Below are 23,073 nucleotides of genomic sequence, written 5' to 3' on the forward strand. Positions count from 1 at the left end.
TATGCAATTGTTTGATTGAGTAGCAAGACTTCCCACCTTAGATGGCTCGCAGCACCGCCATTTCTCTGGACTAAGACAACTGAAAATCAATTCTCAACTTTATTATTATATCGTTTTTTTAAGCTTGCGTCAACTGGAAATCATCTCCATTGAATCAGACCCATTCCCTACATCTCCGATTACTTTTTCAGGATATATTTTTTCTTACTGCCATCACTCTTTTTATCCCAACTTTTATTCCAAAGTTTTGAATTGTTAAAGATAGCTTCGAAAATATTTACAAATATAAAGAACCCTATCACCAAATGTATGGAATCAGTTGTTAGGTATTGTCGATCCAAACCATCCTTTAGAGAGAATAGTATAACAGTTTGCTGAACAGTCAAAAAGGCTGGCCAAAAAAATTTTTTGAAAAAAGTAGACAGTTTCATTATTTGTTACCGCTTTCTGTAAGGTTAAGCTTAGTATACTACTAGGCAAGCAAATAAGCAACTAGAATATCTAAAGATACCGTTATAAAAATTGCCTTCTATTTTTTAAAAAACGAACCAGCTTGACTGATTCGTTTTCTTACATTTAATTCCTACTTCCGATACATTTTAAACTGTAGGAAGAGGTCGCTGTATTTGCCTGTCCATTTATGATCAAACTTCTCATAAACTTCTAGGTTTTTCATGGTATCAGCGTCTGGATAGAAGGCCTTGTCTTCCTTGGTCTCCTCTGGGAGCAGTTCCTTGGCTGTGTTATTTGGCGTTGCATAGCCTACATACTCCGCATTTTTCAGAGCATTTTCGGGTTTCAACATAAAGTTGATAAAGGCATAGGCGGCATCTTGATTTTTCACGGTTTTTGGAATGACCATGTTATCAAACCAGAGATTGCTGGCTTCTGTCGGAACGACATACTTGAGATTAGGATTTTTCTCCAACATCTGGCTGGCTTCCCCAGAGAAGGTCACGCCGATAGCAGCATTGTTCTGGATCATGTAACCCTTCATCTCATCGGCCACGATGGCCTTGATATTTGGAGTCAGTTTGTAAAGCTTATCTACTGTCTCTTCCAACTGCTGAGGATCCTTTGAGTTAAGGCTGTAACCGAGTGAGTTAAGACCCAGTCCCAGCACCTCACGCGCTCCATCAAAGAGCATGATGGAATCCTTGTACTCTGGTTTCCAGAGGTCATCCCAATGCTCAGGCACCTCATCTACCATGGTTTCATTGTAGACAATTCCCAAGGTCCCCCAGAAGTAAGGGATAGAGAATTTATTGCCCGGATCAAAAGACTGGTTGAGAAACTCTGGTCCGATATTTTCGATTCCTTCAATTTTTGAATAATCGAGTGGAACCAAGAGGTCTTCATCCTTCATCTTGTTGATCATGTATTCACTCGGGATGGCAATGTCGTAGGTCGTTCCACCCTGCTTAATCTTGGTATACATGGCTTCGTTGGAGTCAAAGGTCTCGTACTGGACTTGAATTCCTGTTTCTTCTGTGAATTGCTCCAAGAGTTCTGGATCGATATAGTCTCCCCAGTTGTAGATAACCAGTTTTTGACTATCTCGGCTATTGATTTTATTGTCTAGATGAGTCGCAATTCCCCACAAGACGAGGATAATTGCTACAATTCCAGCTAAAAATGAATAGAGTTTTTTCATGCTTGCTCCTCCTTCTCACGTGAGATAAAGTAATATCCAACAACTAGGATAATACTAAAGAGAAAGACAAGGGCAGACAGGGCATTGATTTCTAGTGAAATCCCCTTACGAGCACGAGAGTAAATCTCAACTGACAGGGTTGAAAAGCCATTTCCTGTTACAAAGAAGGTCACGGCAAAGTCATCCAGCGAATAGGTAAAGGCCATGAAATAACCTGCAATGATAGACGGAGTCAGATAAGGGAGCATGATTTCCTTAAACATCTGAAATTGACTGGCCCCCAAATCATAAGCCGCATGAATCATGTCATCATTCATCTCCTTGAGACGAGGCAAGACCATCAAGACCACGATAGGGATGGAAAAGGCCACGTGACTAGATAGAACCGTCAAAAAGCCAAGTGAAAACTTAAGCTGGGTAAAGAGAATCAAGAAGCTGGCACCAATCATAACGTCAGGCGCAACCATGAGGATATTATTGAGTGAAAGAAAGGCTTCTTGGTATTTCTTACGAGACTGGTAGATATAGATGGCACCGAAAGTCCCGATAATGGTCGCAATCAAGGCTGACAGAAAGGCCAAGAAAAAGGTCTGGGTGAGAATCAACATGAGACGGCCATCACCAAACATAGTTTTAAAATGGCTCAAACTAAAGCCGGTAAAACTGTTCATATCATCACCAGCATTAAAGGCATAGCCAATCAAGTAAAAAATTGGCAAATAAAGGATGATAAAGACGAAGGCTAGGTAGAGATTGGCAAATTTTTTCATCGTTCTCTCCTTTCCTTGGTCACCCACATGGTGATGAACATGGTCAGGATGAGGATCACACCGATGGTTGAACCCATACCGTAGTTGTCATTGGTCAGGAAGTTCTGCTCAATAGCCGTTCCCAGCGTGATAACGCGGTTCCCCCCGATCAAACGTGTCAACATAAAAAGACTCAAACTAGGGATAAAGACCGACTGAACCCCACTTCTTACCCCGTTCATAGAAAGGGGGAAGATGACATGACGGAAGGTCTCCCACTTGGTCGCACCGAGGTCATAGCTGGCATTTATAAGATTGTTGTCCATATCATCCAAGACATTGAAAATCGGCAAAATCATAAAGGGAAGCTCGATATAGCTTGCGACAAAGATAAAGGAGAAATCAGTAAAGAGCAACTGCTGCGAACCGATTCCGATAAATTCAAAAAATTGGTTAATAGAGCCATTCTGACCAAAAATCCCGATAAAGGCATAGGCCTTGAGGAGCAGGTTAATCCATGTCGGCAGGATAATCAGCATGAGCCAGAGTTGACGGTGCTTGAGACGAGTCAAAAAGAGGGCTGTTGGATAGCTGATGAGCAGTGTTACCAAGGTGACAATCCCCGCATAGAGCACTGAGTTAAAACTCATTTTAAGATAGGTCAAGTTTTGTGATGCAAAGTAAGATTTATAGTTTTCTAAACTGAACTGGCCTTCAATGTTGAAAAAGGATTGACCGAAAATCAAGACCAAGGGTGCGAGAACAAAGAGGGCAATCCAAAGCATGTAGGGCACTACAAAGAGTTTAGAGGTTGTTTTCTTCATCTCTTTCCTCCTCGATCGCGTTAATCAGACCTGCTTCTTGCTCTTCGATTTCTACGTATTCTTCGATACGAGCATCGAACTCTTCTTCGGTTTCGTTGAGACGCATGATATGGATGTCTTCTGGTTCAAAGTCCAAACCGATTTCCTCACCCACAATGGCCTTACGAGTTGAGTGGATCATCCATTCATTACCAAGTTCGTCGTAGGCGATAATCTCGTAGTGAACCCCACGGAAGAGCTGGGTATCAACCTTGACTTGGAGCTTGCCTTCTTCAGGAAGAGTAATACGCAAGTCCTCTGGACGAATGACAACCTCAACAGGTTCATTTGGCTTCATCCCACCATCAACCGCTTCAAAGCGTTTGCCATTGAACTCGACCAAGTAGTCTTCAATCATGGTTCCTGGCAAGATATTGGACTCACCGATAAAGGTGGCAACAAAGTGGTTGATTGGCTCATCGTAGATGTCCACTGGCGTTCCAGACTGAACAATCTCGCCATCGTTCATAACGAAAATCCAGTCACTCATGGCAAGAGCTTCTTCCTGATCGTGAGTGACAAAAACAAAGGTAATTCCCAATCGTTGTTGCAATTCACGCAGTTCGTACTGCATGTCTGTTCGCAATTTCAAGTCCAGCGCTGACAAGGGCTCATCCAACAAAACCACACGAGGTTGGTTAATGATGGCACGGGCAATGGCCACACGCTGGCGTTGTCCTCCAGAGAGTTTACGGATGGAACGTTTTTCATAACCTTCCAACTGAACCATCTTGAGAACTTCCGTTACGCGTTGCTCGATTTCTTTCTTGTCAATCTTACGCAAACGGAGAGGAAAGGCAACATTTTCAAACACATTCATATGTGGAAATAAGGCATAGGATTGGAAAACCGTATGGACGTCTCGCTTGTTGGTTGGGATGTCGTTGATCCGTACCCCATCCAGCAAAATATCTCCTGTCGTCGCATCCAGCAAACCTGCAATGATGTTTAGGATGGTTGATTTTCCTGAACCAGATGCGCCTAAAAGAGTGTAAAACTTTCCTTCTTCCAACTCAAAGTTAATGTCTTTGAGAACCTTGGTGTTGCTGTCTTCAAAAACTTTAGAGACGTTTTTGAATTCGATAATTGGTTTTTTCAATTGGCATAAATTCCTTCTTTTTCATAAATTAACAGATCAGGGCTCTGTCAAGCCGCTACTACCTCTTGCAGGGAGTAAAACCACCTGCATACATCTTCGCTACCGATAGGCTTTCACCCCCTTTCCATTGACATAGCAGCAGCTATTCTGGCGAAACCTTACTCCTTCTCACCTAAAATTCGAACTTCTCTCTCAAGGGTGACACCTGAGTGTTCCTTGACTTTTTCAATAACAGATTGGATCAAGTCCTCGTAGTCTTTGGCCGTACCGTCAGCAACATTGATCATGAAACCAGCGTGCTTTTCAGACACTTCAACACCACCGATACGATAGCCTTTCAAACCAGCTTCTGAAATCAACTGACCTGCAAAATGCCCCACTGGACGCTTAAAGACTGAACCACATGATGGGTATTCTAAAGGTTGTTTGAGTTCGCGAAGGTGAGTCAAGCGATCCATTTCCTGCTTGATGACCTGGTGATTTCCTGGAGCAAGGGCAAATTTAGCCGACAAGACAATGGCCCCAGAATCCTGAATAGCTGAATGGCGGTAACCAAAAGCCAAGTCCTTGGCTGACAAGGTCTCGATTTTCCCTTCCTTGGTCAGAATCTTACAAGACTGCAAGATGTGAGCAATCTCTCCTCCATAGGCACCCGCATTCATAAAGACAGCTCCCCCGATGCTCCCTGGAATACCGCAAGCAAACTCAAAACCAGTCAAACTATGACGAAGTGCAATACGTGTTGTCTCGATCAAATTAGCACCCGCTTCTGCCTCAATGGTATAACCATCAACTGAAACGTTATTAAGCTTATCGCACAAGATGACAAAACCACGGACTCCACCTTCACGAACGATGATATTGCTGGCATTTCCTAGCACCATCCAAGGAATATTCTCTTGATTGGCAAATTGGACGACACGCGCCATCTCATAGCGATTGCGTGGCAAAACTAGATAATCCGCTCGACCTCCGACCTTGGTATAGGTATAGGTCTTCAAGGGTTCCTTGAAACGAATATCGATTCCTTCTAATTGTTCTTGTATTTTAGTTACGAATGTCATATCTCTCATCCTTTTGTAAAGTCATTTCATTATACCATTTTTAAGGGCTTTTGACGACAGGAAAATTCTTGGTGTCAAAGCATTGCGTAAAAAAAGAGGTTTCCCTCTTTTTATGATGATTTTTTCCAAAATGTAGATTTTGTTAGCCAGATAAAGACTAAAAGTTCTACGAGAAGAATAAACTCAACTAGAAGTGGATTTGCAATCCATCCTACTTGAGATAAAGCTGGAGCCAAGTCAAACAAGGCATGCAAACCATAGGCAGCAACTAGGTAGATCCATTTCTTTTGGCTAACACTTTGGTAAACCCAGATGGAAAGACCAATTTGGAGAACTAGGGCAAGCACACGCTCAACTCCTAGTAAATAAACCTGCCATACAGAAAGAGACTGAACCGTTTCGAGGGTAGCCTTTGGAAGGAGATTGGCTACATCAGTATTTGAAGTCTGGATGAGTGAAAAGAGAATCAAAAGACTGATCAAGCTTCCCATTCCGAGATAGAGCATCTCCAAGCCCCCATGTCCCAGACCATAAGCCAAAGCATCTCGATCTTCTAGACATCTCTTTTTCTCCAACCATTTAAAAAAGACAAGACGAGCTGTTTCCTCAAAGAGGGCCGCCACGGCAATTCCATAAAGGACGTATAAAAAAGGATGCTCCTGCATGAGCGGAATGGTTCCATCTTTTTGCGGATGGAGTATCAGAAGATGAACAATCTTCTCTAGCACTTGAGAAGAAACAAAAAATGCGATTGCCCCCAAGCCCATCACTGCAAGAGAGATCTTAAAGCGTTTTTTTGCGTACCAAGTCCCACCTACTAGGACTAAAACCAAAGCGATCATGGTAAGGATAATATGTAGTGTCATCTTTTTCTCCTATTCTGACTTATCAATGTCTTTCTTCATCTCGTCAACGTTAAATTTGGCAAATAAATACTGGCGATCTTGGACTGGAAAACGTTGGTCCAACTGGTCGACTGCTCCAACCTCGATCATTCCTTCTTTGATAACAAAGTCCATCACATGCCCACCAAAGGTCAAATCGTCTGAGATAAAATGCAGATGGTAGCCTGCAACACTGACCCCATGGAAAATCTCCGGTGTCCAAAATCCAACAATGGTTCCTGAAATATTTTCACGGCTATATTCAGGCTGATGGGTGGCAACCTCAGCAAACTTGGTGTCTGTTGTTGACTTGGGAATCATACGTACATGCATGTGAGCGAATTCCCCATGAATCTTGATGGAACGAAAAAGATTCTCACCATCATAGTAGGACTCAATCCGCTTTTCCAATTCCTTGTCCGTCATCTCAAAGCGCTGGCGGAAAATCACTTCTGCCTGATGAGGGACCACTGCTGCATATGGGATAAGGGCATCAGGTGCGACTTCTACAATTTCAGGTTGTTCCCCTGAACCTTTGGCTTGATAAGCCTTGCCATCAAGGACAATCAACTCCCCATCAATTGAATCCAAGGTTCCCAAGCCGAGGTCACCATGTTCCAGCAATTCTCCTACTGTCATGGTTCCACCATAGAGACCTGCCATTAGGGCACCTAGAGTATTGTATTGAAATAATTTTACCGGTTCCTGCACTTTTCTATCCATTCTCTTTCTTATCTTCTTTTCAATGAATCATCATACTTTCTAAGTATACCACATTTGCTCCTAGTTGTGAAAGGGGGAATGCTTTTCCCATTGCAAAGGAGGCAAAAAAAAGGTACAATGTAACAAAATCAACGGAGGTCTGGAATGAAGAAAGAAAGTAAATACCAAGCAGTCGTTTCCTTTCTCAAAAAAGGTATCGAATCAGGAAAATTTCCAACAGGCAGCCGGCTTCCCTCTATCCGTCAACTTAGCCAAGACTTCCACTGTAGCAAGGACACTATCCAACGAGCCCTGCTGGAATTACGCCATGAACAATACCTCTATGCCAAACCCCAAAGTGGCTACTATGTTCTGGAACAAGGACAGCACCAAGACTTGGAAATTGAAGTCACTGACGAACACGCTAGTGCCTATGACGACTTCCGACTCTGCGTCAACGAAACCCTAATAGGCCGAGAAAACTACCTCTTCAACTACTATGACAACCAAGAAGGCCTTGAGGAACTGAGACAATCTGTCCATCAACTCCTCTTTGACCAGGCTCTCTACTGCAAACCAGATCAACTGGTTCTAACATCTGGCACCCAGCAAGCTCTCTTTATCCTTTCTCAGATTAACTTTCCGAGCGAGGGAGCTGAGATTTTGGTCGAACAGCCGACCTACCACCGGATGAATCGCCTCTTGGTCGCTCAAGGATTAGCCTACCAGACCATTGAACGCCGTATTGATGGCATCAACCTGGAAGAACTGGAAAAACAATTCAAATCTGGGAAAATCAAGTTTTTCTATACCATTCCTCGCTTCCACTATCCCCTAGGTCATTCCTATTCTGATCAGGAAAAGAGGGCTATTCTGGATCTAGCAAATCAGTATGGTGTATACATCGTCGAGGATGATTATCTAGGTGACTTAGACCCTAAAAAGGGACAAACCTTCCATTATCTGGATACTGAAGATCGAGTCATTTATATCAAGTCCTTCTCAACCAGCCTCTTTCCAGCCCTTCGTATCACCGCTCTCATTCTCCCAAAGGCCCTAAAAGAAGCCTTTGTTTCCTACAAAAATATCCTGGACTATGACAGCAATCTCATCATGCAAAAGGCTCTTTCTCTTTACATCGATAGTCAGTTATTTGAAAAAAATCGACTGGCTCGACTGACCCTTCAAGAGAACTATCAGGCTCGGATAAAGAAAGTGCTTGAAGAAAACACCTGTCCCTTGCCCCACTATCCTCTACACGATGGCCTTCTGCTTGATTTGAGAAACTATCCTAAAATTGCCAGTCTGAAACACAGCTCACTCAAACTAGACTTTTTTGAGAAGGCTTATTTGGACGCCTGTCCTTATCAGTTCGCCAAAGTCACTTTTGAAAATCTAGAAGAGCTATTAGAATACATAAAAGCAGAATTGGATTAAAGTCCAACTCTGCTTTTTCTTATTGTTCAACTTCTGTTAGTTTCGCTGCTTTTTCTAGATAGTTTTGATAAGTTCCGTCATCTTTCAGTTTTTTGATAACCTTATCTACTACTGCTTTCAAGTCTGATTGATTCTTCTTGATAGCAACGGCATTGGCTTCACCATCTTTCATCATCAAATTAACAGTTGCAACAACAAGGTCTGAGTTTTTGCCTGCGTAACTAAGGGCCACTGGTTCATCCATATGAACAGCATCCACTTTTCCAGCCTGCAACTCATTGACTGCTTCCCCCATATTGGTCAAAGATGTCAATTGGGCATTTGGCAATTGTTCCTTGACCATGGTTTCTGGCACAGTTCCCTTTTGTGCAGCGATATTTGCACTTGCAAGGCTTGAAAGATCCTTGTACTTGTCTAAATCGGCTTTTCTAACCAAGAAACTCATCTTGTTTTCATAGTATGGAATTGAAAAGTCAAAGACTTCCTTTCTCTCATCAGTAGCACTAATTCCTGCAATAGCCAAGTCAGCCTTTCCAGTTTGAAGACTGGTCAAGACATTGTCAAAATTCATACTAGAGATTTCAAGCTTAACGCCAAGTTCATCCGCAATCGCTTGAGCCATATCAATATCTGCACCAACCACTTGGTTTTTACCATCTACCAATGCTTGGAATTCAAATGGTGCATAGTCTGGACTAGTTGCCACAACTAGCTTCCCTTTTTGTTTGATAGCTTCCACAGCAGACTGGGAACTATCAGCACCTGACAGACAAGCTACTAAAATCATGCTGGAAAACAAGCTACAAACAAATAATATTCACTTTTAAAATTTTATAAATAAACGATATTTTTTGTTAATAATTATAACTAAATTGAAAATATTTGTGAACACTTCACACTTTTTTAATCAAAACAGAGAGGCTATTTACAAAAAATAGAAACACAATATTAAGCTTATCTACCAACTGGAAAATTATTTTCAAAAAAATCTTCAATCATATCTAGATGTTGTTGGTTCACAATTGTAATATTTTGTATGTCTCTATGATCAAAAAATCCTAATTCTAAAGTTTCATCACTTGTAAAAAAATTTGTAGAGATAGAAGTTTTAGATGAAACTAAATACAAAATTGTAAGAACTTGAGACTCATCAGCATTCGGATAACTATCTGAATATTTTGTATAAACATTTAAGAGTTTTTCCACTCTCACTTCGATTCCCGTTTCTTCATAAAACTCTCGCACTAAGGCTTCTAAAGCCGATTCACCTAATTCAATAGCACCACCTGGGAAAACCAAACCGGGCCAATCTTGTTTAAGCCTCTCCATGACAACAATTTTTTGTCCGTCGCGAATCATGTACAAATTGGTTAAAACCACTGTCTAAATACGAAGCATACTAACTCTTCATTCATTTTCTCATCCAAGCTTAAAATATTATCACCTAGTTTTTAGAGCACAAAATTAAAAATACAAACAACGCAACTGGTAAATAAGTTAAAATTTCTGTGATTGAAAATAACGCTGATAGATATTTTGTACTATTTTTAAATTCTTCTACTGATAATTTTAAATCAGAACTTTCCTTTAAATTACTAATCACACTTCCATAAAGTTTTCTATACAATCTTTCTTGCCATAGATAATAAGAATCTAGAAGCCAAAAGCCAATAATCGGAAAAAGATATATTAGAAAATTATTTTGTAGATTATCTTTTTGTAAAAATAAAAATAACCCTACAACAATCGTAATCATCCAGCCCTTGATCACAAAAGAATTTTGTGCCATCCTAGTAATTATTGATTGAACTAAATCAATATGTTTAGATTTTGTTTCTTTCATTTATTGTCTCCTTATTATTAAAAAAATTAACAAAATTAGATTCGGTTAAAATTTCACCACCTAATTTCTGATATTCTTCCTTGTTTTCTTCCAATGTTCTAAGTGTTTTATTAAACATACTACAAACTTCACTTAGAAGTGAATGAAGTGTTCCGAAGTGATTGTCAGTTGTTACCACACGTTCAGCATTATCATCAATATAAACATTAGGATGCACTGTTGTTGTCACTAGAGGTGCCGTAGGTTCTTCTTGACCAGCTTTAATAATCCCATGCTTCGTTTTAACAACCCAACCGGCACCTACTTCAAGTAAAACACCTCTTTTTTTTGCAGAGTTATTAGAATGTACATATAAAACATAGATTGGTTTATTTGAATAACTATTTATAAAAAATTCTCGAAAATAATCCCATATATTTTGTCCGTAAGGAACTACCGAGCGATTCTGCGGGTCACTAGTATAAATGATTTCTTCCTCACTGAAGCCATTGAATAATAATAAACCATATAAAACATTATTTAGCTTTTGGTCCTCCCGAGTATGGCTAAGCAAAATTTTTCTAGATTCATTATCAACCCTTATTTTTTTCATTCCTAATTGCTGGAACATATTATTTGCTATTTTAGGATCCAATGTGTTGTTTGGAACAGCTTTATTAAACGTTTCAAGTACTTCTTGTGCTTTTTCTGCAAATTCATCCTCGGCTTTTCGTTTTTGTTTCTTTTTACTTTCTAGTTTATCTTTATTCTTAGCTTTAATTGCTAAATCTTTTTTTCTGAGCACTTGGTTTAATATATCTGATGCAGCCTCCAAGAATATTTTATAACGAACATCGTCGCTCTTATATCCTTGTCTATTGCTCAATGCCATATCAGGTAAATTTGTTTCTTCAAATTCATCTACATATAATTGCCCCACAACATAAACTTCATTCAATCTATTTTGACCAATTTCGTTTAAAACATTAAATTGACCTAATTTCCCATGAGAATATATTGCTAGAAAGTTATCTGGAAAATCAGATGATTCTTTCTCTTTCAAACCCCTTGTCGTACTATATGTACCTATCCATCCTTTTACTTCCAAAGTTCTATCTTCAATTTTACCTAATCTGTTTTTTATTGAATAGTCTTTTTTGATAGGGTTCTTTACTGAATAATTAAGATTTGCGTATTTAGGGGATTTATTTTTAAATTTATCAAGAATTCCATACTCATCTTTCCCAAATATGATAAGAGAGTCCAAGGAGGTCGCCAAAGAATCCACAAACTTTCTTGAAGTTTCATTTTTTCCATCTATCCCCTTGATATGAATTGCAAAAGGGTTTTCTTCATTATCGCTCAGTTGCGGGAAAAACTTTGAAAGATTGTTTTTTATAGTTTTGGACAGCTTAGGAATTTCAAACTCTGAGTCCAGCATCTCAATCCTTGTCCCAGACTCAGTAATATGATCAAAATACATCTCATCTTCAGAAATCGCCTTTAATCTCCCATTATCTGGAACAGTTCTCGTTAACCAGAATCCCGATTTATCACTGCCCGATTTCGTCATCACTTTTACTCTGCTAGAAACAGCTAATGCTGCTAGTTTACCAATTCCCTTTCTCCCCATTTTAGGTCGTTTATATTTCTCACTTTTTGAGCTATTCTCATCAACTCGAGTTGGTTTAGCCACAGATAAATACTTTTCTCGTGTTTCATCATATGTCATTCCCTTTCCATCATCCTCAATGATAATTACAGAATCCGAAAAATTAATCCAAACATTTTCAGCATCAGCATCATAGCTATTAGCTACTAGTTCTGCTAGCACATAATAAATATTAGTGTACAAACTAGGTCCCAATAATTCTAATATTTCTGGACTAATTTGAATTGGATATTCTTTTTTCATTATACGTCCTCCAAATGATTTAATATACTTTGACCAATTACCTCTCCCAACTTAGGTGGAACAGCATTCCCAATTTGTAGTGCTACCTGTGAAATAGGATATTTTCCCTTAAGTTCAGGTTGTGTAAATAAGTAATCTCTCGGAAATGTTTGTAACATTGCACCTTCACGTAGACTTAAAGCTCTATCTTGATCAGGATGTCCAAATCGCCCATTTCCTATTCCTGGAAATTGTGTTGTAATTGTATTAGCAGGTTTATCCCATTCTAAACGACCATATACCGATCCAAAAGAAGCTCCGCTTTTTTTCTTATAAGCTTCCAGTAATAGCTCCTCGTCCCAATCCCTCCAAGTTCCACCAGGTTTTGACTGCTTTATTCTCTTCATATTCAATTCAGATAGATTTCTGCTTCTATGAAGAGGATCATTTAAATCAGTATCTCCTGCCTTCAATTTTGGTAAATTTCCAATTGTATCTCGAAGTGTAGGGTAATTATCTTTATTAAATTGTGCAGGAATTAATTTGATTTCTCCCAATTTTGAAGCTAAAAGCAATAATCTCTTTCTTTTTTGAGGAACACCGTAATCTGGCGCGAATATCACTTTGTAATCAATTAAGTAATTATTATCATTCAAAATCTGGATAAATTTATCAAATACCTTTTCATTGACCATTTGTGGAACATTTTCCATTGAAACAATATCGGGTTGAACATACTCTATTTGTTTCCCAAAATAGTCTAAAAGATCCATCTTCTGAAGTGTATTCTCATTATTCTTGTACTTATGACTATAAGTCGAAAAGGGTTGGCATGGGGCACAACCCATTAAAATTTTTATATCAGTATCATTCGGATAAAGAGCAGTAATTTCCTTGCTATCAATTTCTTTTACATCTTTTAAAATGAATCTCGCTTTATTATTAAATTCGTATGCAAATTGACTATGAGGATCTATATCATAACCTGCTATTACATTTATACCTGCTTGCTGAACACCACAGGTCAACCCTCCAACACCACAAAACAAATCTACAGCATTAATTTTCATGGCAATATCCTCCATTTTAAATTATAGCATTCTTTTTGAACTTTTTACAGTATATATAATTGGTAAAAACTCGACTTCTTATTTTATCAACGTTTTAAGCACCTGTTATTATGCACAATCACCACCTGGTAAGCCCCAAGTTCCTTTATCTGCACGTTTTTGTAATAATATTTTTCCTAATTGACTTAATATTCCAGAGGTAAAATTTAAAATTATTTTATCTTTTCCTACTTTTTTTCTTATATTCTGTATGTAGTCCATTACTCACTTCTGACAAAGTAAACCATCAATACAACGAAAGCTTACTATATTAAAAAGTAAGCTTTCACAATTATTCTATCATTTAAATACTTTATAATTCTACAATCTTACCTGTTTCAAAGTAAACAACCCATTCACAGATATTTTTTGCGTAGTCTCCGATTCGTTCCAAGAAGGAAATGACCTGGAAGTAATCACGGCCTGTAACGATGGCTTCAGGATTTTTCCTAATTTCTTCTGTAGCCAAATCTCGGATACTATCAAAGTAATGGTTGATTTTTTCATCCATCGCTGCTACTTCGTAGGCTTGATCCACAGAACCGTTGAGATAGAGATCTAGAGCTGCTTCGACGAAGTTTTTCACGTCGCGTCCCATCTTTTTGATTTCTTCTTCAACAGAAGGGATACGTTGCTCCCCTTTCATACGAATGGTCGCCTCAGCGATAGACACTGCATGATCTCCCATGCGTTCCACGTCTGACACTGCCTTGAGAACGGTCAAGACGGTACGAAGGTCTTGCGAAACAGGTTGTTGAAGGGCAATCATTTCAAATGATTTCTTTTCCAACTTCACTTCATATTCATTTACTTCTGCATCGTCTTCAATGACTTCTTTTGCCAAATCACGGTCATGAGTGACAAAGGCACGTACTGTACGATTGATCTGCGAGAGCACTTCTTGTCCCATAGCGTAGAACTGGTTGTGCAATTTCTCCAAATCTTCTTCAAATTGAGATCGTAACATCTTTCAACTCCTTATCCAAATTTTCCTGTAATATAATCTTCTGTTTCCTTGTTTTGAGGGGAAAGGAACATCTTCTTCGTATCGTTAAACTCGATTAAATCCCCATCTAGGAAAAATCCTGTTTTATCAGAGATACGAGAGGCTTGTTGCATCGAACGCGTTACCAAGAGCATGGTGTATTTGTCTTTTAGACCATACAAGGTTTCTTCAATCTTACCTGCAGAAATAGGATCCAAAGCTGAAGTTGGTTCATCTAAAAGGATAATTTTCGGACTGGTTGCTAAGACACGAGCAACACAAACACGTTGTTGTTGTCCACCTGAGAGACCAATGGCCGAATCATGCAAACGATCCTTTACTTCATCCCAGATAGAAGCACGTTGCAAGGCCTTTTCTACTGCTTCATCCAAAACATGTTTATCCTTAACCCCATTGATACGTAGCCCATAGACAACATTTTCGTAGATAGACATAGGGAAGGGATTGGGCTGTTGAAAGACCATACCAATTTCCTTACGCAATTCAACCGTATCGGTGCGGGGACTGTAGATATTGTGACCATTATAGACTACTGATCCAGTTGTTGTCACCTCAGGATTTAGATCGCCCATGCGGTTGATGGCTTTGAGCAGGGTGGACTTTCCTGATCCAGAAGGACCAATCAAGGCTGTTATTTCCTTAGGTTGGAAAGAAAGGGAAACACTATTCAAGGCCTTCTTTTTGTTGTAATAAACGGACAGGTCTTTTACCTGCAGAATCGGTTCTGTCATGCTGTTTCCTTTCTAACCAAAGTGTCCCGTTACATAGTCATTGGTTGACTGTAGCTTGGCATTTTGGAAAATATTGGATGTCTTATCATACTCAATCAAATCGCCCAAGTAGAAAAATCCTGTGTAGTCACTTGCACGCGCAGCCTGCTGCATACTGTGGGTAACGATGATGATGGTAAAGTCCTTCTTCAATTCCAACATGGTCTCTTCCAGCTGGGCTGTCGCAATCGGATCCAAGGCTGACGCTGGTTCATCCATCAAGAGAATATCTGGCTTGACAGAGATGGCACGAGCGATACAGAGACGTTGCTGCTGACCACCAGAAAGCATCAAGGCTGATTTGTGGAGGTCGTCTTTGACCTGATCCCAAAGGGCAGCCTGTCTTAGAGAGGTTTCTACAATTTCATCAAGTACTTTCTTGTCCTTAACACCTGCACGTTCATGAGCAAAAGTGATGTTGTGATAGATAGACTTGGCAAATGGATTTGGACGTTGGAAGACCATTCCGATATGCTTGCGCATCTCATAGACATTGATTTCTGGACGGTTAACGTCAATCCCTCGGTAGAGGATTTGACCTGTTACCTTGGCAATATCAATGGTATCATTCATCCGATTGAGACTGCGAAGATAAGTAGATTTCCCTGATCCAGAAGGACCAATCAAGGCTGTAATTTTATTTTTTTCAAATTGCATATCGATGCCCTTGATGGATTCATTTTTACCATAGTAAACATGTAAATCCTTGGTAGAGAGGGCCACTTTTTCTTCAGGAAAGGTGATGATATGCTTTTCATCCCAGTTATATTTTGACATGGCTTCTCCTTTAGGCAGCGGTTAATTTCTTGTGTAAATAGCTTCCGAGTTTGCGTGCTCCAAAGTTAAAAATTAAGATAAAGATGAGGAGCACGGCGGCAGAACCAGCTGATACAATGGTAGCATCAGGAATGGTTCCTTCACTGTTGACCTTCCAGATGTGGACAGCCAAGGTTTCTGCTTGACGGAAGATTGAGATAGGGCTGGTAACACTGAGGATATTCCAGTTAGACCAGTCAAGGGCTGGAGCGGATTGTCCTGCCGTATAGATAAGAGCGGCGGCCTCACCAAAGATACGACCAGAGGCCAAGACAACACCCGTTACGATACCTGGAAGTGCCTCTGGAATGACGACATGGACCACAGTCTCCCAACGAGAAATTCCAAGAGCTAAGCCAGCCTCACGTTGTGTATGGTGAACGTGTTTTAAACTGTCCTCAACATTTCGAGTCATCTGAGGGAGGTTAAAGACCGTCAAGGCCAAGGCACCTGAAATGATTGAAAATCCATACTCAAACTGGACAACAAAGATCAAGTAACCAAAGAGGCCCACAACGACTGATGGTAGAGAAGACAAAATCTCAATACAGGTACGAATAAAATTGGTCACAGGTCCTTTTTTGGCATACTCAGCGAGGAAAACGCCAGCTCCCATAGATAGCGGAACAGAAATAATCAAGGTAATAACCAAAAGGAAGAAGGAATTGTAGAGCTGAATCCCGATACCCCCACCTGCTTGATAAGAGGAGGATTTCCCTGTCAAGAAGGACCAAGAGATATGCGGTAACCCTCTCACCAAGATATAGAGAATCAAGGATGCCAAGATGGCAACGATGATACCCGCGATGGTATAGAGGACAGCTGTTGCAAGTTTATCTAATTTCTTAGCGTGCATAGTTTTTCTTTCCTCTTTCTTTCGTAATCAATTTAATCACACTGTTAAAGGCCAAACTCATCAAGAGCAATACCAAGGCCAGTGACCAGAGAACGTTATTATCAACCGTTCCCATGACGGTATTTCCGATACCCATAGTCAATACAGATGTCAAGGTCGCAGCTGGTGTTGTTAACGAGGTTGGGATAACTGCTGAGTTTCCGACCACCATCTGAATAGCAAGGGCTTCACCGAAGGCACGCGCCATCCCAAAGACCACTGCAGTGAAAATACCTGAACGTGCTGCTTTCAAGGTCACACGCCAGATGGTTTGCCAACGAGTGGCTCCCATAGCTAAACTGGCTTCACGGTAATGACGAGGAACAGCCCGTAAGCTGTCTGTTGTCATAAAGGTTACAGTTGGTAGGATCATGACAAAGAGAACGAAAATCCCTGACAAGATCCCAAAACCAGTTCCACCAAAGACGCTACGGACAAAAGGCACCACAACTTGCAAACCGATAAATCCATAGACGACTGAAGGAATACCGACGAGGAGTTCAATGGCTGGTTGCAAAATCTTTGCACCCTTTGGTGATACTTCTGTCATAAAGACTGCAGCACCGATAGCAAAGGGTGTTGCGATGAGGGCTGATAAAATCGTCACAATAAAGGAGCCCAAAATCATCGGAAGGGCACCAAATTGTTTCCCTGAAGGATTCCAAGTTTGTCCAAAAAGGAAATCAAAGATGTTGACCCCATTAACAAAGAAGGTCGATAAGCCTTTTTGGGCTACAAAAATCAAAATCATCGCCACAATGATGACAATCAAAGAAAGGCAGGTGAAGGTCAAACCTTTACCGAACTTCTCAAGGCGAGAGTTCTTTGAAGGAGAGAGTAATTTTTTAGATAATTCTTCTTGATTCATTATTGACCTCCTTCTACTGCTGTAACGGTACCTGAAGCATCCTTTTGGACTTTCATTTCATTGATAGAGATATAGCCCATGCCCTTAACAATTCCATTTTGGGCTTCATCTGAGAGGACGAAATTCAGGAATTCAGCAGCTAACTCATTTGGCTGACCGAGTGTGTACATATGTTCATAAGACCACAAAGGCCAGTTGTTGGTCGTTACATTCTCAGATGTAGGTTCATACCCATTCAGTTTCATGCTTTTCACGGAGTCATCTACATAGGCAAAAGCCAGGTAAGAAATGGCTCCAGGCGTTTGGGATACAATGGACTTGACCATCCCGTTAGAATCCTGTTCTTGGCTCTGCATTGCTGCTTGGCCATTCATAACCACCGTATCAAACGTCGCTCGTGAACCAGAACTTGCTGCTCGGTTGATGATTGAAATGGCCAGGTCTTTGCCCCCAACTTCTTTCCAGTTAGTTACTTCACCAGTAAAGATCTTACGAAGTTGCTCGGTTGTGAGATTTTCAACATCCACTTCCTTGTTTACAATCACTGCAAGACCAGCCACTGCAACCTTGTGGTCTACTAGAGCCGAAGCATCGATTCCTTCTTTTTCCTCTGCAAAGACGTCAGAGTTCCCGATGTCAACTGCTCCAGACTGGACTTGGGAAAGTCCTGTACCCGATCCTCCACCTTGAACATTAACTGTTTTTCCGATGTTTCTAGAACCAAATTCATCTGCTGCCGCTTCGACAAGAGGCTGAAGAGCAGTTGAACCAACGGCTGTCATGGATTCTCCACGATCAATCCAGCTAGCACATCCTGCTAGAGAACCTGCCATCAAAAGAGCTGCAAGAGACATGACAAGCTTTTTTCTTTTTTTCACTGTTATTCTCCTTGAACATAATGATAAATGTTCTGATTTCTTCCGTTTGTCCTGATCATCCAATTATCATCAATGGTTGTCCCGCTTTATTTTATCTAGTCATTCTTAGGAGCGGACAATTCCATCGTATAATATAAGTAATAATGAAAGACTATCAGAAAAAACTCATACTTCCACTATAACATAGAATAGGCTCTTTGACTAGCTTTTTCACCTGAATCTGAGCCCTTTTGGATAATAATTTTTCAAAACATTTCCCGTTACCTTGGCAAAGCCCAATCCGTTTCCTTGAACCACAACTTGGTACCAACCATTTGGTCGAGCTTCAGACAGTTGAACAGTCTCACCAGCCACATATTTTACAAAGTCCTCATCATTGATTTCGACACTTTGAAGTACTTGGCTTGGTTTCAAGGCTAATCCCAGAGCAAAGCTTGGTTCAAAGCGTTTCTTTTTAAAAGTTCCCAGATGAAGTCCATTTCGGGCAATTTTGAGTTTTCCTAGATCAGGTAGCATCTCTGGCAGGAGATAGAGCTGATCTCCAAAAGTCTGCAAGATACCAGTTAGATTGACTCGCAAGTGTTTTTGGGCAAATTCTTGCCACAAAGCCAGTTGCTCACGACTGAGATTGCTCTTGCTAGCTTTGAATTTAGGTGCTGGATTTTGTCCCTTAAACTGCAGGTGGGCAACAAACTGACCTTCTCCCTTGAAATGATGAGGATACATCCGCGCCGTTTCAGGAAGGTCAATTCCTGCTACCATACCGTTCAAATGCTCAACTGGAAGCAATTCAAATTCATAAGTATCAAGTAACCAGTGGACGATTTCTTCATTTTCCTCAGGTGCCCAAGTACAGGTCGAATAGACCAGACGACCACCTTCTGCAAGCATAGTCACTGCATCTTCTAAAATTTCTCTTTGGAGACTAGCACATTGGCTAGGATAAGCGGTACTCCAATAATCCATGGCATCTGGCTGCTTACGAAACATCCCTTCACCCGAGCAAGGTGCATCAAGGACAATCACATCAAAGTAACCTTTAAAAACCTTGGCCAAGCGGTCAGCAGATTCATTAGTTGCAACAACGTTTGTCGCTCCAAATCGCTCCATATTTTCTACTAAAATCTTAGCACGCTTGCTTGAAATTTCGTTGGAAACAAGGACTCCCTGATTAGCTAGATAAGCTGCTAATTGAGTGGATTTTCCACCTGGTGCTGCCGCCAAGTCCAAAACCTTCATACCGGGAAGGGGTTGAGCTACCTGGGCCACCATTTGGGCTGCAGGCTCTTGCGAATAAACAAGACCGGTCGCGTGCTCTGGTGACTTCCCAGAAACCTTACCATAATACCCCCAAGGTGTATGGGGAATAGCATCTGCAAACGATAACTGACTTTCTTTTAAGGGATTGACCCGAAAAGCCGAAACTGCTTCTTGTTTAAAAGAGGCAAGAAAGTCTCTTGCCTCATCTTCTAGTATCGCTTCATATTTTTCAACAAATCCTTCTGGAAATTGCATTTAGTTCTCTTTCCTTTCGTAGATATAAGACTGAATCTCCTCTTGCATCTCGATTGGCACCATCATGACAGGCTGACGCGTTGTAAAATCAGCGGGCTCACCTGATACCGTAAGAAGACGATAACCCAGACTTTCCCCTAAGATACTGGCCGCAGCGTAATCCCATGGCTGCAGGTAGGTAATATAAGTCAGAAGACGACCCGATAAAACCTTGGCAAAACTAATGGCCGCACTACCGTAGACACGAACCCCCAACGCAGCTCGACCCAAATCACCCAAGCCCCACTCATTGCTTTCAAACATACCTGAGTTACCGGCAACTAAAAATTCTTGAAGAGGTTTCTTTTTAAAAGGCGGCAAGGGCTCATTATTGCGGCTAGGAGGAAAGGCACCACCACCATGGTAACAATCGCCTTTCATGACATCATAGATGACACCAAATTTGCCCACACCATTCTCAAAATAAGCCAACATCACGGCAAAATCTTCCTGCTGGGCGACAAAGTTATTGGTACCGTCAATGGGATCAATCACCCAAACAGATCCTTGACCGACTGCAGCACGTAAACAGCCCTCTTCCGCGCAAATCAAGTCCTCAGGATAGGAGGACTTGATCCGTTCAACCAAGAGTTCCTGGACCTCCTTGTCCAAACGCGTCACTAAGTCGGTAGGGGAAGACTTGCGCTCAACCTGCAAATCTTCTTTCATGTGAGCCAAAATATAGTTAGCTGCTTCCTGCACAATCTGTTTGGCAAATTCAAATTTAGTTTCCAAGAGAAATCTTCCCTTCTCTTTTTTCTTTTGCTAATTGAACCGCATGATAGCAGGAATAACCGCTAGCCGTCTCAAATTCGCGACCTAAGCGCTTTTCTTCGCTTTTGCTTGGAACCACAGACTTGAATTCCTTGTAAGACTCTAGCAGCTTTTTTGCTTCTACCTTATCTTCATAAGCAGCTTCAACATCATTAAAAAAAGAAAGCACTGAAGCAAGTTCTTCAGTGCTCCACGACAAATCTAGTGGGTAACTATACTGTTTGTTCATCTATCCTATACCAGCTCTCAATGTTGCTTCTTTCAATTCTTGTTTACGGTAACTACGAGGGAGAAAAGCACGAATCTCATCTTCATTAAAACCGATTTGCATGCGTTTGGTATCTATAATAATTGGGCGACGCAAAAGACTAGGATATTGCTCAATCAACTGAAGCAACTCCGATACTGAGATACTCTCTACATCAATATCCAATTTTTGAAAAATTTTTGAACGAGTTGAAATGATGTCATCAGTACCATTTTCGGTCAAGGAAAGAATATGTTGTAATTCTTTTCTTGTTAAAGGACTAGTCATAATATTATGCTCTTGAAAGGGCACTTTATGCGTCTCTAACCAAGCCTTTGCCTTACGACATGATGTACAACTCGGTGATAAAAATAGTGTAATCATGCTTTTCTCTTCTTTTATCTATACTTGCTATTTCTATTATACAAAAAAATAAAGCGCTTGACTAGGTATTTTTAGAAAAAAAGCCTATTTTTTCATAGAAAATAGACTGTTTTCTGCAAAAATCTCCTGCTTTGCAAGTTTATCTTTAGGATAACCTAACAATAAATAGGGAGTAGAGCAACTTCTCTCGGTTTTTATTAAAAATACAGAATTTTTTCCACTATTTCCTTGAAGCTTTAGCAAGAAGGAAACCAAACATTCCTTCATACAAAGCAAAGAAAAGTAAAAAGGCATGGAGAAAGAAAGTCTCTGGCAAAATCCAAATAACGGGATCCTTTGCTGGATCAAAAAGCCAAGTATCATCTCCCACAAAGAGGATCTGATGGAAAAGAGTAAAGAATTGCTCAAAACCAATCAACACTCCCACAAGCCCAATGACTAGAGGCAATAGCACCAGAGCCAAGATACTTTTACGATATAGGGGCAAAAAGCCTTTTTTCACAATCTTTCTAACAAAGAAATAAAAACTTGGTAGCGTCACTAGGGCAACTAGCTGAACTAAGTGAAAAAGACTCTTCACCACTGCAAAGTGGTGTAAACCTGCTGCTGACGAACGAAAATCTGGCATCTCTAAGACCTGACTAAAGGGATTGGTCAGGTAATTCATCAAGATATGAAAATTGTACTGAATGGTTTCGGGCTTTAGATAGACTCGATTCGCTAAGTTCAGCCACTCAATTTCCAAAGGATAGAAAATCCAAGCCAGATAAATGGTTAAGAGAATAGAAAGGGAGAAGAGAAAGAGCATACTTCCCCAAAAAGTCAGTTTAATTTTCATCAAAATTCCACTCCGCAAGGCTAGAAACCACATGAGTTGGTGCGATTGGCAAGTCAGCCACTTCTTCTGCCTTGGTGAAACCTGTTGTCACCAAGAGCGTTGGAATACTATTGTCAATCCCTGCTCGGATATCTGTCAGGTAGTTATCCCCCACCATGAGCAATTCTTCTCGTTTCAAGCCCAGATGTTCCACGGCCTTGTCCATAATGATAGCATTTGGTTTCCCAATGTAAACTGGTTTCACTCGTGTTGCCACTTCAAGCAGGGTTACAAGTGAACCAGCACCAGGCAAAAGACCACGTTCCGTTGGGATATTGAGGTCTGGATTGGTTCCGATAAAGTGGGCACCCTTTTGGATAGCTAGGGTCGCCGTAGCAAATTTTTCATAGTCCACTTGCCAGTCCAGTCCAACTACCACATAGGCAGGATTTGCCTTGTCTTCAATATAACCAGCCTCCTTGATAGCATTTTTGAGCCCAGCTTCTCCGATGACATAGACTGTCTTTTCCAGTCCCAAGTCATTCATATAGTCGATGGTTGCCAAAGTCGCTGTGTAAACCGTCGATAGAGGCGTGTTGATATTAAAATTCTGAGCCAACATCTCTTGAACGCTCTCAGGAGTACGAGTTGTATTGTTGGTTACAAAGAGATAAGGAATTTCTCGCTTTTGCAACTCATGAACAAAAGCCTCTCCTGCCGGGATTCGGTCTTTCCCCTTGTAAATGGTTCCGTCTAAATCAATTAAATAACCTTTATAAGCCATATC

At 40.7% G+C, this 23,073-nt stretch carries 27 protein-coding genes; 1 reads left to right on the forward strand and 26 read right to left on the reverse strand.

From position 1 onward, the window contains the following. Positions 1–179: 179 nt before the first annotated feature. From ACVBD2_RS07035 to budA, 8 genes are all read right to left on the reverse strand, one after another. The gene (locus tag ACVBD2_RS07035; RefSeq protein WP_461685485.1) at positions 180–431 is read right to left on the reverse strand and encodes a hypothetical protein; all 252 of its coding nucleotides are present in this window, start codon (positions 429–431) and stop codon (positions 180–182) included. Positions 432–583: 152 nt separating this feature from the next. Then, positions 584–1,654, reverse strand: coding sequence for an ABC transporter substrate-binding protein (locus tag ACVBD2_RS07040; RefSeq protein ID WP_125398692.1), 1,071 nt, complete (start codon positions 1,652–1,654; stop codon positions 584–586). Further along, positions 1,651–2,424, reverse strand: coding sequence for an ABC transporter permease (locus ACVBD2_RS07045; protein ID WP_000712716.1), 774 nt, complete (start codon positions 2,422–2,424; stop codon positions 1,651–1,653). The genes ACVBD2_RS07040 and ACVBD2_RS07045 overlap by 4 nt, the downstream gene beginning before the upstream one ends. Continuing rightward, positions 2,421–3,227, reverse strand: coding sequence for an ABC transporter permease (locus ACVBD2_RS07050; RefSeq protein ID WP_125398693.1), 807 nt, complete (start codon positions 3,225–3,227; stop codon positions 2,421–2,423). Before ACVBD2_RS07050 ends, ACVBD2_RS07045 begins: the two co-directional genes overlap by 4 nt. After that, complete coding sequence (locus tag ACVBD2_RS07055; RefSeq protein WP_125398694.1) at positions 3,208–4,365, reverse strand: ABC transporter ATP-binding protein; 1,158 nt, start codon at positions 4,363–4,365, stop codon at positions 3,208–3,210. Before ACVBD2_RS07055 ends, ACVBD2_RS07050 begins: the two co-directional genes overlap by 20 nt. 158 nt (positions 4,366–4,523) lie before the next feature. Then, positions 4,524–5,429, reverse strand: coding sequence for a UDP-N-acetylmuramate dehydrogenase (gene murB / locus ACVBD2_RS07060; RefSeq protein WP_247944007.1), 906 nt, complete (start codon positions 5,427–5,429; stop codon positions 4,524–4,526). A gap of 110 nt (positions 5,430–5,539) precedes the next feature. After that, entirely contained in the window at positions 5,540–6,295 is a 756-nt protein-coding gene (locus tag ACVBD2_RS07065) for a YhfC family intramembrane metalloprotease (RefSeq protein WP_247944006.1), read from the reverse strand. A 9-nt stretch (positions 6,296–6,304) separates the two neighbouring features. Beyond that, entirely contained in the window at positions 6,305–7,036 is a 732-nt protein-coding gene (gene budA / locus ACVBD2_RS07070) for an acetolactate decarboxylase (protein ID WP_084944670.1), read from the reverse strand. A gap of 144 nt (positions 7,037–7,180) precedes the next feature. Between budA and ACVBD2_RS07075 the strand changes: the two genes are divergently transcribed. After that, the gene (locus ACVBD2_RS07075; RefSeq protein WP_461685486.1) at positions 7,181–8,452 is read left to right on the forward strand and encodes an aminotransferase-like domain-containing protein; all 1,272 of its coding nucleotides are present in this window, start codon (positions 7,181–7,183) and stop codon (positions 8,450–8,452) included. A gap of 19 nt (positions 8,453–8,471) precedes the next feature. On the opposite strand, the gene ACVBD2_RS07080 is transcribed toward ACVBD2_RS07075, so the two are convergent. The 18 genes from ACVBD2_RS07080 to ACVBD2_RS07165 all read right to left on the reverse strand — a co-directional run bounded on the left by ACVBD2_RS07080 (position 8,472) and on the right by ACVBD2_RS07165 (position 23,070). After that, positions 8,472–9,239, reverse strand: coding sequence for an ABC transporter substrate-binding protein (locus ACVBD2_RS07080; protein ID WP_461685487.1), 768 nt, complete (start codon positions 9,237–9,239; stop codon positions 8,472–8,474). Positions 9,240–9,406: 167 nt separating this feature from the next. Beyond that, positions 9,407–9,811: an NUDIX domain-containing protein gene (locus ACVBD2_RS07085; protein ID WP_169446278.1), complete on the reverse strand. Its 405-nt coding sequence runs from the start codon at positions 9,809–9,811 to the stop codon at positions 9,407–9,409. Positions 9,812–9,896: 85 nt separating this feature from the next. Then, entirely contained in the window at positions 9,897–10,295 is a 399-nt protein-coding gene (locus tag ACVBD2_RS07090; RefSeq protein WP_169446279.1) for a hypothetical protein, read from the reverse strand. Then, positions 10,276–12,189 (reverse strand): ATP-binding protein, encoded by a 1,914-nt coding sequence (locus ACVBD2_RS07095; protein WP_461685488.1) that lies wholly within the window; start codon positions 12,187–12,189, stop codon positions 10,276–10,278. Before ACVBD2_RS07095 ends, ACVBD2_RS07090 begins: the two co-directional genes overlap by 20 nt. Then, positions 12,189–13,238 (reverse strand): DNA cytosine methyltransferase, encoded by a 1,050-nt coding sequence (locus tag ACVBD2_RS07100; RefSeq protein WP_169446281.1) that lies wholly within the window; start codon positions 13,236–13,238, stop codon positions 12,189–12,191. The genes ACVBD2_RS07095 and ACVBD2_RS07100 overlap by 1 nt, the downstream gene beginning before the upstream one ends. Positions 13,239–13,346: 108 nt before the next feature. After that, on the reverse strand, positions 13,347–13,499 hold the full coding sequence (locus ACVBD2_RS07105) for an NUDIX hydrolase (RefSeq protein WP_169446282.1): 153 nt from the start codon (positions 13,497–13,499) through the stop codon (positions 13,347–13,349). Positions 13,500–13,590: 91 nt separating this feature from the next. Further along, on the reverse strand, positions 13,591–14,244 hold the full coding sequence (gene phoU, locus ACVBD2_RS07110) for a phosphate signaling complex protein PhoU (protein WP_000946469.1): 654 nt from the start codon (positions 14,242–14,244) through the stop codon (positions 13,591–13,593). Positions 14,245–14,255: 11 nt separating this feature from the next. Further along, the gene (pstB, locus tag ACVBD2_RS07115) at positions 14,256–15,014 is read right to left on the reverse strand and encodes a phosphate ABC transporter ATP-binding protein PstB (protein ID WP_169446283.1); all 759 of its coding nucleotides are present in this window, start codon (positions 15,012–15,014) and stop codon (positions 14,256–14,258) included. Between the two features lie 12 nt (positions 15,015–15,026). Beyond that, on the reverse strand, positions 15,027–15,830 hold the full coding sequence (gene pstB, locus ACVBD2_RS07120; RefSeq protein WP_000049849.1) for a phosphate ABC transporter ATP-binding protein PstB: 804 nt from the start codon (positions 15,828–15,830) through the stop codon (positions 15,027–15,029). A 10-nt stretch (positions 15,831–15,840) separates the two neighbouring features. Next, the gene (gene pstA / locus ACVBD2_RS07125) at positions 15,841–16,725 is read right to left on the reverse strand and encodes a phosphate ABC transporter permease PstA (protein ID WP_000543050.1); all 885 of its coding nucleotides are present in this window, start codon (positions 16,723–16,725) and stop codon (positions 15,841–15,843) included. Then, positions 16,715–17,632, reverse strand: a complete 918-nt coding sequence (gene pstC, locus ACVBD2_RS07130; RefSeq protein ID WP_001070951.1) for a phosphate ABC transporter permease subunit PstC — start codon at positions 17,630–17,632, stop codon at positions 16,715–16,717. The genes pstA and pstC overlap by 11 nt, the downstream gene beginning before the upstream one ends. After that, positions 17,632–18,510: a phosphate ABC transporter substrate-binding protein PstS gene (locus ACVBD2_RS07135; protein WP_000746360.1), complete on the reverse strand. Its 879-nt coding sequence runs from the start codon at positions 18,508–18,510 to the stop codon at positions 17,632–17,634. Before ACVBD2_RS07135 ends, pstC begins: the two co-directional genes overlap by 1 nt. Positions 18,511–18,720: 210 nt before the next feature. Next, complete coding sequence (locus ACVBD2_RS07140; protein WP_461685489.1) at positions 18,721–20,025, reverse strand: RsmF rRNA methyltransferase first C-terminal domain-containing protein; 1,305 nt, start codon at positions 20,023–20,025, stop codon at positions 18,721–18,723. Then, the gene (locus ACVBD2_RS07145; RefSeq protein ID WP_461685490.1) at positions 20,026–20,799 is read right to left on the reverse strand and encodes an inositol monophosphatase family protein; all 774 of its coding nucleotides are present in this window, start codon (positions 20,797–20,799) and stop codon (positions 20,026–20,028) included. It lies immediately after the preceding gene. Next, entirely contained in the window at positions 20,789–21,067 is a 279-nt protein-coding gene (locus ACVBD2_RS07150; RefSeq protein ID WP_084926065.1) for a UPF0223 family protein, read from the reverse strand. The genes ACVBD2_RS07145 and ACVBD2_RS07150 overlap by 11 nt, the downstream gene beginning before the upstream one ends. Continuing rightward, positions 21,068–21,469, reverse strand: coding sequence for a Spx/MgsR family RNA polymerase-binding regulatory protein (locus ACVBD2_RS07155; RefSeq protein WP_000631261.1), 402 nt, complete (start codon positions 21,467–21,469; stop codon positions 21,068–21,070). A 220-nt stretch (positions 21,470–21,689) separates the two neighbouring features. Further along, positions 21,690–22,307, reverse strand: coding sequence for a TIGR01906 family membrane protein (locus ACVBD2_RS07160; RefSeq protein ID WP_461685491.1), 618 nt, complete (start codon positions 22,305–22,307; stop codon positions 21,690–21,692). After that, positions 22,297–23,070: a TIGR01457 family HAD-type hydrolase gene (locus tag ACVBD2_RS07165; protein ID WP_247917210.1), complete on the reverse strand. Its 774-nt coding sequence runs from the start codon at positions 23,068–23,070 to the stop codon at positions 22,297–22,299. Before ACVBD2_RS07165 ends, ACVBD2_RS07160 begins: the two co-directional genes overlap by 11 nt. Positions 23,071–23,073 lie beyond the last annotated feature (3 nt).

The sequence above is a fragment of the Streptococcus sp. KHUD_018 genome, from assembly GCF_054861215.1.

What these genes read in the sequence shown, in the direction of transcription:
- ACVBD2_RS07065 (WP_247944006.1), bottom strand. Translation starts at nt 6,295, where the DNA reads ATGACACTACATATTATCCTTACCATGATCGCTTTGGTTTTAGTCCTA.
- pstA (WP_000543050.1), bottom strand. Translation starts at nt 16,725, where the DNA reads ATGCACGCTAAGAAATTAGATAAACTTGCAACAGCTGTCCTCTATACC.
- pstB (WP_000049849.1), bottom strand. Translation starts at nt 15,830, where the DNA reads ATGTCAAAATATAACTGGGATGAAAAGCATATCATCACCTTTCCTGAA.
- ACVBD2_RS07155 (WP_000631261.1), bottom strand. Translation starts at nt 21,469, where the DNA reads ATGATTACACTATTTTTATCACCGAGTTGTACATCATGTCGTAAGGCA.
- ACVBD2_RS07100 (WP_169446281.1), bottom strand. Translation starts at nt 13,238, where the DNA reads ATGAAAATTAATGCTGTAGATTTGTTTTGTGGTGTTGGAGGGTTGACC.
- ACVBD2_RS07040 (WP_125398692.1), bottom strand. Translation starts at nt 1,654, where the DNA reads ATGAAAAAACTCTATTCATTTTTAGCTGGAATTGTAGCAATTATCCTC.
- ACVBD2_RS07050 (WP_125398693.1), bottom strand. Translation starts at nt 3,227, where the DNA reads ATGAAGAAAACAACCTCTAAACTCTTTGTAGTGCCCTACATGCTTTGG.
- budA (WP_084944670.1), bottom strand. Translation starts at nt 7,036, where the DNA reads ATGGATAGAAAAGTGCAGGAACCGGTAAAATTATTTCAATACAATACT.
- pstC (WP_001070951.1), bottom strand. Translation starts at nt 17,632, where the DNA reads ATGAATCAAGAAGAATTATCTAAAAAATTACTCTCTCCTTCAAAGAAC.
- ACVBD2_RS07165 (WP_247917210.1), bottom strand. Translation starts at nt 23,070, where the DNA reads ATGGCTTATAAAGGTTATTTAATTGATTTAGACGGAACCATTTACAAG.
- ACVBD2_RS07150 (WP_084926065.1), bottom strand. Translation starts at nt 21,067, where the DNA reads ATGAACAAACAGTATAGTTACCCACTAGATTTGTCGTGGAGCACTGAA.
- ACVBD2_RS07160 (WP_461685491.1), bottom strand. Translation starts at nt 22,307, where the DNA reads ATGAAAATTAAACTGACTTTTTGGGGAAGTATGCTCTTTCTCTTCTCC.
- ACVBD2_RS07140 (WP_461685489.1), bottom strand. Translation starts at nt 20,025, where the DNA reads ATGCAATTTCCAGAAGGATTTGTTGAAAAATATGAAGCGATACTAGAA.
- murB (WP_247944007.1), bottom strand. Translation starts at nt 5,429, where the DNA reads ATGACATTCGTAACTAAAATACAAGAACAATTAGAAGGAATCGATATT.
- ACVBD2_RS07080 (WP_461685487.1), bottom strand. Translation starts at nt 9,239, where the DNA reads ATGATTTTAGTAGCTTGTCTGTCAGGTGCTGATAGTTCCCAGTCTGCT.
- ACVBD2_RS07085 (WP_169446278.1), bottom strand. Translation starts at nt 9,811, where the DNA reads ATGATTCGCGACGGACAAAAAATTGTTGTCATGGAGAGGCTTAAACAA.
- ACVBD2_RS07035 (WP_461685485.1), bottom strand. Translation starts at nt 431, where the DNA reads ATGAAACTGTCTACTTTTTTCAAAAAATTTTTTTGGCCAGCCTTTTTG.
- ACVBD2_RS07095 (WP_461685488.1), bottom strand. Translation starts at nt 12,189, where the DNA reads ATGAAAAAAGAATATCCAATTCAAATTAGTCCAGAAATATTAGAATTA.
- pstB (WP_169446283.1), bottom strand. Translation starts at nt 15,014, where the DNA reads ATGACAGAACCGATTCTGCAGGTAAAAGACCTGTCCGTTTATTACAAC.
- ACVBD2_RS07105 (WP_169446282.1), bottom strand. Translation starts at nt 13,499, where the DNA reads ATGGACTACATACAGAATATAAGAAAAAAAGTAGGAAAAGATAAAATA.
- phoU (WP_000946469.1), bottom strand. Translation starts at nt 14,244, where the DNA reads ATGTTACGATCTCAATTTGAAGAAGATTTGGAGAAATTGCACAACCAG.
- ACVBD2_RS07090 (WP_169446279.1), bottom strand. Translation starts at nt 10,295, where the DNA reads ATGAAAGAAACAAAATCTAAACATATTGATTTAGTTCAATCAATAATT.
- ACVBD2_RS07045 (WP_000712716.1), bottom strand. Translation starts at nt 2,424, where the DNA reads ATGAAAAAATTTGCCAATCTCTACCTAGCCTTCGTCTTTATCATCCTT.
- ACVBD2_RS07075 (WP_461685486.1), top strand. Translation starts at nt 7,181, where the DNA reads ATGAAGAAAGAAAGTAAATACCAAGCAGTCGTTTCCTTTCTCAAAAAA.